This is a genomic window from Dactylosporangium sp. NPDC000244 (assembly GCF_040300725.1).
Lineage (GTDB): Bacteria > Actinomycetota > Actinomycetes > Mycobacteriales > Micromonosporaceae > Dactylosporangium.
Window position 1 is genome coordinate 1 of sequence record NZ_JBEPEH010000099.1, and the last position, 7,689, is coordinate 7,689.

The 7,689-nt window shown below is 34.2% G+C and carries 7 protein-coding genes; 1 reads left to right on the plus strand and 6 read right to left on the minus strand.

Translation table 11 applies throughout. The annotated features are described in order from the left end of the window. From ABT369_RS57520 to ABT369_RS57545, 6 genes are all read right to left on the minus strand, one after another. On the minus strand, positions 1-418 hold a 418-nt coding region (locus ABT369_RS57520), incomplete at its 3' end, for a hypothetical protein (RefSeq protein WP_350627187.1). A gap of 23 nt (positions 419-441) precedes the next feature. After that, positions 442-903 carry an HTH domain-containing protein gene (locus tag ABT369_RS57525; RefSeq protein ID WP_142422933.1) on the minus strand — a complete coding sequence of 154 codons (462 nt, stop codon included), beginning with the start codon at positions 901-903 and terminating at the stop codon, positions 442-444. A 53-nt stretch (positions 904-956) separates the two neighbouring features. Continuing rightward, positions 957-2,111, minus strand: a complete 1,155-nt coding sequence (locus ABT369_RS57530) for a rolling circle replication-associated protein (protein WP_142422934.1) — start codon at positions 2,109-2,111, stop codon at positions 957-959. 917 nt (positions 2,112-3,028) lie between these two features. Beyond that, positions 3,029-3,424, minus strand: a complete 396-nt coding sequence (bacA, locus tag ABT369_RS57535; protein WP_142422931.1) for a bacteriocin 51 precursor BacA — start codon at positions 3,422-3,424, stop codon at positions 3,029-3,031. Between the two features lie 890 nt (positions 3,425-4,314). Beyond that, entirely contained in the window at positions 4,315-4,779 is a 465-nt protein-coding gene (locus ABT369_RS57540) for a hypothetical protein (RefSeq protein WP_350627190.1), read from the minus strand. A gap of 274 nt (positions 4,780-5,053) precedes the next feature. After that, complete coding sequence (locus tag ABT369_RS57545) at positions 5,054-5,788, minus strand: replication initiation protein (protein ID WP_350627192.1); 735 nt, start codon at positions 5,786-5,788, stop codon at positions 5,054-5,056. An 856-nt stretch (positions 5,789-6,644) separates the two neighbouring features. Here ABT369_RS57545 and ABT369_RS57550 point away from each other — a divergent pair. Beyond that, on the plus strand, positions 6,645-7,268 hold the full coding sequence (locus tag ABT369_RS57550; RefSeq protein WP_311948681.1) for a hypothetical protein: 624 nt from the start codon (positions 6,645-6,647) through the stop codon (positions 7,266-7,268). The last annotated feature ends 421 nt before the right edge of the window (positions 7,269-7,689 follow it).

Genomic DNA, 7,689 nt, shown 5'->3' on the forward strand with positions numbered 1-7,689 from the left:
CAATTTCTCTATAAGTAAGCTTTTCTGAGTCTGTTTTTTCTTCTTTTGGTTTCTCCTTTTTTACATTAGGAGGTCTTTTTGCTGGTCTGTTTTTTGCTTTTTTTCTTCGGCTATTTGCCCATTTCCCTCTTTGTTGGGTCTTCACTTCTTTGTATTTTTCAGAATTTTCGAGATCAAAAATATCGACATCCATCGTTTCCGCAAAACTATTTGAATAAATTAAAAGTTCATCCAAACGGTTTAAAAGTGCACGCATTTGAATATTTTCTTTTGTCTTTAATCGATACAATTCCAAAATAATATAGCGAATTAAGGCGCTGTCAGTTGCCGAATCTTCCACCGATAACAATTCTTTTAATTCTTCTAATGCGTCTCTATGTTCAGGATCAATATAAATTTGCAGCCGTTCTTTTGTCATATCTTTTTCCTTCTTTCATTCCTCTATCGTTTCCAAATCTGCCACCATTTACGTTTACGAAGCGTATCATTTTCCAAAAGTAATTGTTGCGTTTTCTCTTGCTGAAGTAAAAACGAATGTTGGTGATTGCGTAAATCTTGTAATAGTTCAGAAATTAATTGATCCTTGATTTTTAATTGCTTATCTTTTTCTTCTAACTGTTTTTTTAACACCTCAAATGTTTCTTCGACCGAAACATCAGTTTGCGGTAACTTTGCACTCAAGTTATCGGTCAAGTTTGCAGTTGAGTTTGCACTTTTACCACTTTTTGATAACAGTATCGATTCTCGAACAAGTTCAGCTGTATCAATGCTTAGAGTGATTTTTTGTCCCTTTTCTACAACCGGTAACCCACCGCAAACCTTGTGCACATGGTTTCTAACCGTAGTTTTCGATACATTTAACGCATCTGAAATCTCTTTTATCGTTATTTTTTCTTCTGCCAATGACACTCCCTACCTTTCTGCCCAAAAATAAAATTGTGCACAACCAAATAAACCTATGCGGTTCGATTTTTTAAACTTTCTTCTTTTGCTCGTTCTTGAAGTTCAAATTTATGTTCTAATGCAAATAACTCTTGCTCCAAAGCGTCTCTGAGAGCCCCTGGTTTCGTTTCTAAGAGCAGTAAGCGATATCTGGTTATAGAAGCAAGCAATCCTCTTTTGTCCGCTACACGCTTATTATATTGCTCTATAATGACGGTATTCTCAAAATCATGCTCTTCGTCCTTGATTTGAATCGACTTACGAAGCGTTAAATTCTCATCTTTGAATCCTAACGTCTCTCTAACATGTTTATATTTCATCGGACGACGTTCAGGATAAACAATGCCCTTCGATTTGCTGAAAATATTCATACCAGAAGGATACATGTGCAGACGACCGCCTTTTATAACCGCCTTACTTTCATCTGTTTTTGTGGTTTCAATTCCTTCAGACCCTTGTTGGCGTAAGATATCCTCATACTTGCTTTCATCATCTTCCACTAAAATATCGGTTAAATACGCACACAAATAGGCACCTAAATTATCGGTTTTATCAATGCGTTTCACATCCACAAACCCATGAGACCAAAGATCTGCAAATGTCTCATTTGGAATATAAACGCTTTTCAAATGCGGAAATTTTAGCAACATATGAATATGCCAAGCCCCACGCCCTTGTGGTTCCAATACTTTAACAAACTCAAATTTACTCTTATTTTTGACGTTTAGCTTATATTTTTTGTTTTTTCCTTTTTTCTTATAAGCAATCTCTCTCACTTCGCCATACTCATTGGCCATAAAATACTTCAATCGCTTGATAAACTTATCAAAATCCGCGGAAACTTTTTTCAAATCTTGTACATTATCAGCGTAAGTCAACGTTGTCCAAAGTTCATTTTTCTTTCCAGAAAAATTATTGTTTACCAAATAACCCAATTTTTTAAATGTTTTACGTAAGCTATCTAAATTTTGTCCCCGATTCTCAGAATGAGCAAAATCTTTAATTTCGCCCGTCTGCAAATCAACATATTGGTCTTTGGAAATTTTTTTGATCGGTGCAGACGTATTTTTATGAGATAAATATTGCACTTCAATGATTTCGCCCATATCAGTGACCGTCACATAGTCATTATTTTGGATAAAAGCGTCGATTTTTCTCATTTCTACCATGTCTGCACCTCCTCTGGCTACGCCTGCCGAATTATTTTTCTCGTAATGTTTAGTTAAAATCAAGTTAATAGGTTTTCGGTCGCTACGCTCCCTACAACCCTTGCTAGAGCGCTTGTTTTGCCTTTTCTTCCCTGGAGATCTACCGAGCTGCTGACGTGCACAGCACTCGCCTTAGGCACGCTGCAAGCGTGCCAGTCACAGCTAAAACACTCGGTAGAATCAAGGCAACCCAAACAATCGCTTCAGCAAGCACTCTTCCTTTTCGAACGCAAAAAAATGCAAGAGATTGACGTCCTAGCTTCCCACCCTTGGTCAGCCATTCACTCAATATCTTGCATTCTTCTTCAAATGCCTATATAATATCTTCGAATGGTAGATAAAGGGTCTAGCTTTATCTATCTGTAACGTTAAGAGGGTAGGATCTCTTAGCGTTTTTTTTTTGTTCTTTTTTTCAGTCCTATCAAATTAAAATAAGTATACCGCTACCAACTAACCCTGACAAGAAAAATCCGAAATATGTTTATTCCACGTTTCCTTGACAGCAGGTTCCCTTCCCCCCGTACCCCCTACGCTTTGTCGCAAATTCAGCCTCTGACTTGCTCTCGCTTCAGTATAACAGGGGGAAGCCTACTGTAAAGGAACTTTCGCGGCATAAAACGATCGTTACATAATATTAGTAAAGTAAAAGAGTAGTCTTTAAAAAAACGACTACTCTTTTACAATTTTCTATTGTTTTTAAGCGTATTTTTCCTGTTTCTTTTTTTCGAAAATTCTTATCACATTTACAATAATAACCGAAGGTATAGTGAAGTAGACAAAAAAATTCGACAGTGGTAAAACAAAGTATAAGAAAACTCCTAATACTACTGCAATAATCAAAGAAATTTTTGTTAATGACATAGTAATTACCCCCCCAATTATTTTATTACGTAATTTTGATCTGTACTATAGGTGTCAGTTGAAATATTACTGAAATGAGCAATATAGTTTAATTGTACACCTTTACCCTTTTTCGCGGCATTTACAAAGACTTGATTTGCATCAACTGCAGATCCAAAAACCATTGAAATTATTCCAGCAGTTAACCCTGTTAAACCAATAAAACCAGCAATTGCACTAACAGTATTTAACTTTTTAGTTTGAGAACTTAATGACTTACATTTAGCAGGAGTAACATAATAACTCATTTTATAACAAGTATACGAAGTATGATTATGATTATATTTTGTACTTGCAGCTTCCACAGGCTTTACGAAAAACGAAAAACTAAACAAAAGACTAATAGTCACCAAAACATTTATAAATTTCTTCATAGATAAACCTCCCTACACTGATATAAAAAATTATACTATCTATAATGTAGGTGTGTCTATATAAAAAAATAATATATAGGGAATTTATTAAAATAAAATAGAGCTTAAGGGAGATCTGTACCCACATTCGTGGTCAACCCAGTATTACTAATACTCACAAAATATATATAAATAATAGGATTATTTATCTCTTTAATTCAGATATTGATAAATTAAATACGCATACCATAATAACCCTACAAAAAAGAACAGATCTAAAATGTTTTTATTTATTTTTCTTCTTTGATCTCCAAAGTATGGTGACCTTTTTTGCCAAAATAATTTCCTATTTTTAACATCAGAAAAAAATAATCTGAAAATTATAAATAAAACTGGAAGAGAAAAGTTTAACAGTATATAAAAAACATCTGCACAATTTTCAATTATGACATATCCTATTAAAAAAAATAATACAGCAAGAAAAATAAGTCTGTACTGAATTTTCATAGATCACCTCTACAATCAAATTTACGCTCTCTTGATAGAATTAATACTACTAATCTTAAAACAATCTGTAAATGTCATTCTGACGCCACCTTTTGTTTTCCCGCATTGATATAAGAACTGTATACTCCTTCTCCAGTGTTAAGACGTGCATATTAGATAAAACCTGACCACTTTTTGCAAAAAAATGGAAAGAGCATAAGGTAAACGCACCACTCTCATAGTGAGAGTGGGAAAATAGGCTGTGCCTATTGCGTTTCAAGGCCTTTAGATAAGTCACCACACCTTATTTTTTAGTATTCTCCCATGAATACTACTGCGACTACTCAGGTGGTTATTTTCGCTGTTCTGACTACTTCATGACTACTTTCAATATTACTTTTTCCTTTAGAAAAAATACCCGAACACTAATAGTTTTTTGGAAGGTATTGAGCAACAATTTCGTTGAAACTGAGTCCTTTTTTTGTATCTTCTTGTACGATATTGTTGCCTTTTGTTTCTTGATTAGTCTGATTTTTTTTCTTATTCTTGAACCGATAATTTTCATTTCGCACAGTTTTTTTGCTCATTGATACTGCCTCTTGGTATACGTTGGAAGAAAATAAATCTGGTATTTGGGTGTGATCTTGTTCCAACTTTGCGTTTGTCATTACGGTCAAAACAGACAATGAATCTAATATTTTTTTTTCAAATAATTCTTCTTTTCGTATGCGATTAAGCAAATCGATTATGATAAATCGCATCAGCGCACTATCATTTATTGTCTCTTCGACAGGTAAATAGGTTTTCAATTCTTCCAAAGCGTCCCTATGTTCAATGTCGATATATACTTGTAATTTTTCCTTTGTCAAAGCAATTCCTTCTTTCCTCACGTTGTTTTTCTAAGTCGATCGCAGAACGTTCTCAATAAATTCTTCACTACCACCAGTAGGAAAATTAGGGGTGGATCCTATATAGGAAAATATTTCTGCGTGCAAATCCTCGGTGAACTTTTTGATAAATCTATTGCTTTTTGTCATGATATGACCTCCAAAAAAATAATTCATTTTAGAAGTCCGCACGCATATGCTAGAATAAACTAGCAATCGTAGTGGGTTGCGTACGGACTTGCCTAACTTGCTTAAATGTGAGGGGGCAAGTTCTTTTTTATTTTGTCCAATCATGCATTGGAATTCTTGGTTTGTTAGTCTTTAGACCTGAAAATGTAAATTCCAGTTTGGCAATTTTATTGCCTTTTTTTGCTTTGATTTTTGTGACCTTTAGGTCTCTGAAATAGTTTTGTAATTCCCTTAGTGCAGGCTGTAAAACTTTTTGATCGATTTGTCCCATTTGGCGATAGCTCTCCGGAATATCCATTCGTTCTTTAAAATCTTCAATTCTCACAATATAATAACCAGTAGAGCGATATTGCATAAGCAATCGGAATAATGTTTTTGCATAGGTAGAGCGAATCGAAGTGAAAGCAGATAATTCAAACCTAGAAACCTCAGTAGTTAAACCATTGATAATGTAGTCCAGTTTTGGATTAACACTCACATCGACAAACATTTTAGAGACATTAATTTCAAACCCTGTAAACAATACGAAACGTTTGATAACTCGGTCGCCATCTTCATTGATCTCATCCGTACGGTAAGACATACTGATCATTTTTTGATAGACATTCTCCAAATCATGAACGAATCTATCATTACCAGTAAACTTATATTCACTCAATTCTTTCAACTCTTCAAAAGAAAAGCGCACATTGTCTAGTCCACGCTCTTTCATACGAGCACATAATGCAAAGAACAAATCCATTTCTTTAGCGTTGAATTCTTTTAAAGGCACAAGGTTCAATTCATTTTGATATCTAACTGCTAAATCCGTTTTCTTGTCCATTCCTTTCCCCCCTCACATTAAAAATATAACAAACACTAACCTAAATGTAAACAGGTAGTGTTGGTACTCATACAAAATGGTGTTAGTACTCATACAAAATGGTGTTGGTACTCATACAAAATGGTGTTGGTACTCATACAAAATGGTGTTAGTACCATTCTGTATCGCTTGGGAGAGTAAGGCGCAACAGACCCCTAAAAGGGTTTATAAAAGGTCTTATAAAAGATATATAAAATAAACGCGTGCGCGCGCGAGTTTTTCCACAGGTAATTTTTCCCGCCCAAAACATCATTTTTCTTTCAAGTAATCATCTTCGCGAATCTAATAAACAGCTAGTAAAGATTAAACCCTAAACACTGCATAGTTTTGTGGCACATACTATTCAAAAAGACTAGAACCACAACCAAAAGACCTAATTTCAAGGGCAAAAAGGAGTGATCGCTACGCTCTCACATTAGGCTTGCAGCGTTCACTCCGTTCACTCGTTAAAATCAAAACATTAAATAAAGTCGGGGTTGGATAGGGCCTGATTGCTCGTAAAAGCCTTTCTAAGACGTTTTTAGATCTTAAAGGTTATATTATTAGCAAAGCGCCTTACAGGCGGTCAGGGCAAGCCCTAACAACCCCAAAATAACACGGTTGAGAACTTTGCAAAACAATTTAAATGCAAGAAGTAGGAAAATAAATAAAAATAGTATCAAATTTCCAAATAATTAGCCTTATTAGGTCTTGTAAACGAATAAGTTACAAATACAACCCCATGTAAACTATGCGTTTCTTATGTTTTAAGCGGGAATTATGGATAATATACTAGAAATTCGCGTTAAAAAATCAAATTAAATGGAGGCTATATGTTATGAAAAAAGTTATTTTAGTGGGATTAATGTTTGTTGCTTTTTTTGGGTGGAAGGATATTGTATCAGCTGATAGTATTACCGAAGAAAATGCAGTTATCAGTGAAGTAAAAGAACTTGAACAAAGCGGTAAATACGATTTCGAAGTAGTACCCGCAGAAGATATTGATCCGCAAAATATTATTCAATTAGACAGTGTAGAAGAATTAGAAAAAATTCTAGCAGAGTTTAAAAATAGCAGTGAAACAGAATTTACAATTAATGAGAACCCTATCCAAACCAGAGCTGCTGGAAGTAAAACAGTCTCTCAATGGGCTCCGTTTAGTGGCTATGGAATGACTGGACTTCCTACTTGGAGAAATGTATCCTTCAATTATGAATACAAAAAAGTAAATGGTAAAAATCAATTTACTAAGGTTTCAGGAATTAAATCTTACTATTCAGGCTTACAAATTGCTGTTACTTGGAATCAAACCAGTGCATCTTCAAATTTTGTAAAAACAAATAACACTAAAGACACAGTAAAAATAAAAGTAAACGGTTATTCATTATTAGGATTTCAAGTAAAAGGATTTACGATTGGCGCAAAAATCAATGATACTTGGAATTTCTCACATAAAATTTAAATCTATTATTTTAGGGGAAGATCATTATGAAAAAAAGTTTAAATATTAAATGGTTTATTATTAGTCTTATAATTCCTCTGATGAGCGCTTTTGTGTTAAATCCTAGGGAGAATACCTCAGATGGCATGACGAGTTACTTAATGGGCTTTCCAGTTCCATTTATTACGTATCGAAGTTACGATGGTTTTCTAGAGAATAGATTCTTAATTTTGTTACCTAGCATGTGGAAGAAAGTACAAATTGATTTAGCGGTTTATTTCATATCTGTTCTGATCGTATACGTCATAATTGCACTTTTTTTCCGAGTGATAAGAATGCAACAAACTAACTTAAAACAACGCTAACTTCGTTGCTACGGAGTAAACAGATGTGTTATATACAAGATTTGATAAAAACTATACATTGAGACTACCAAAGGAAT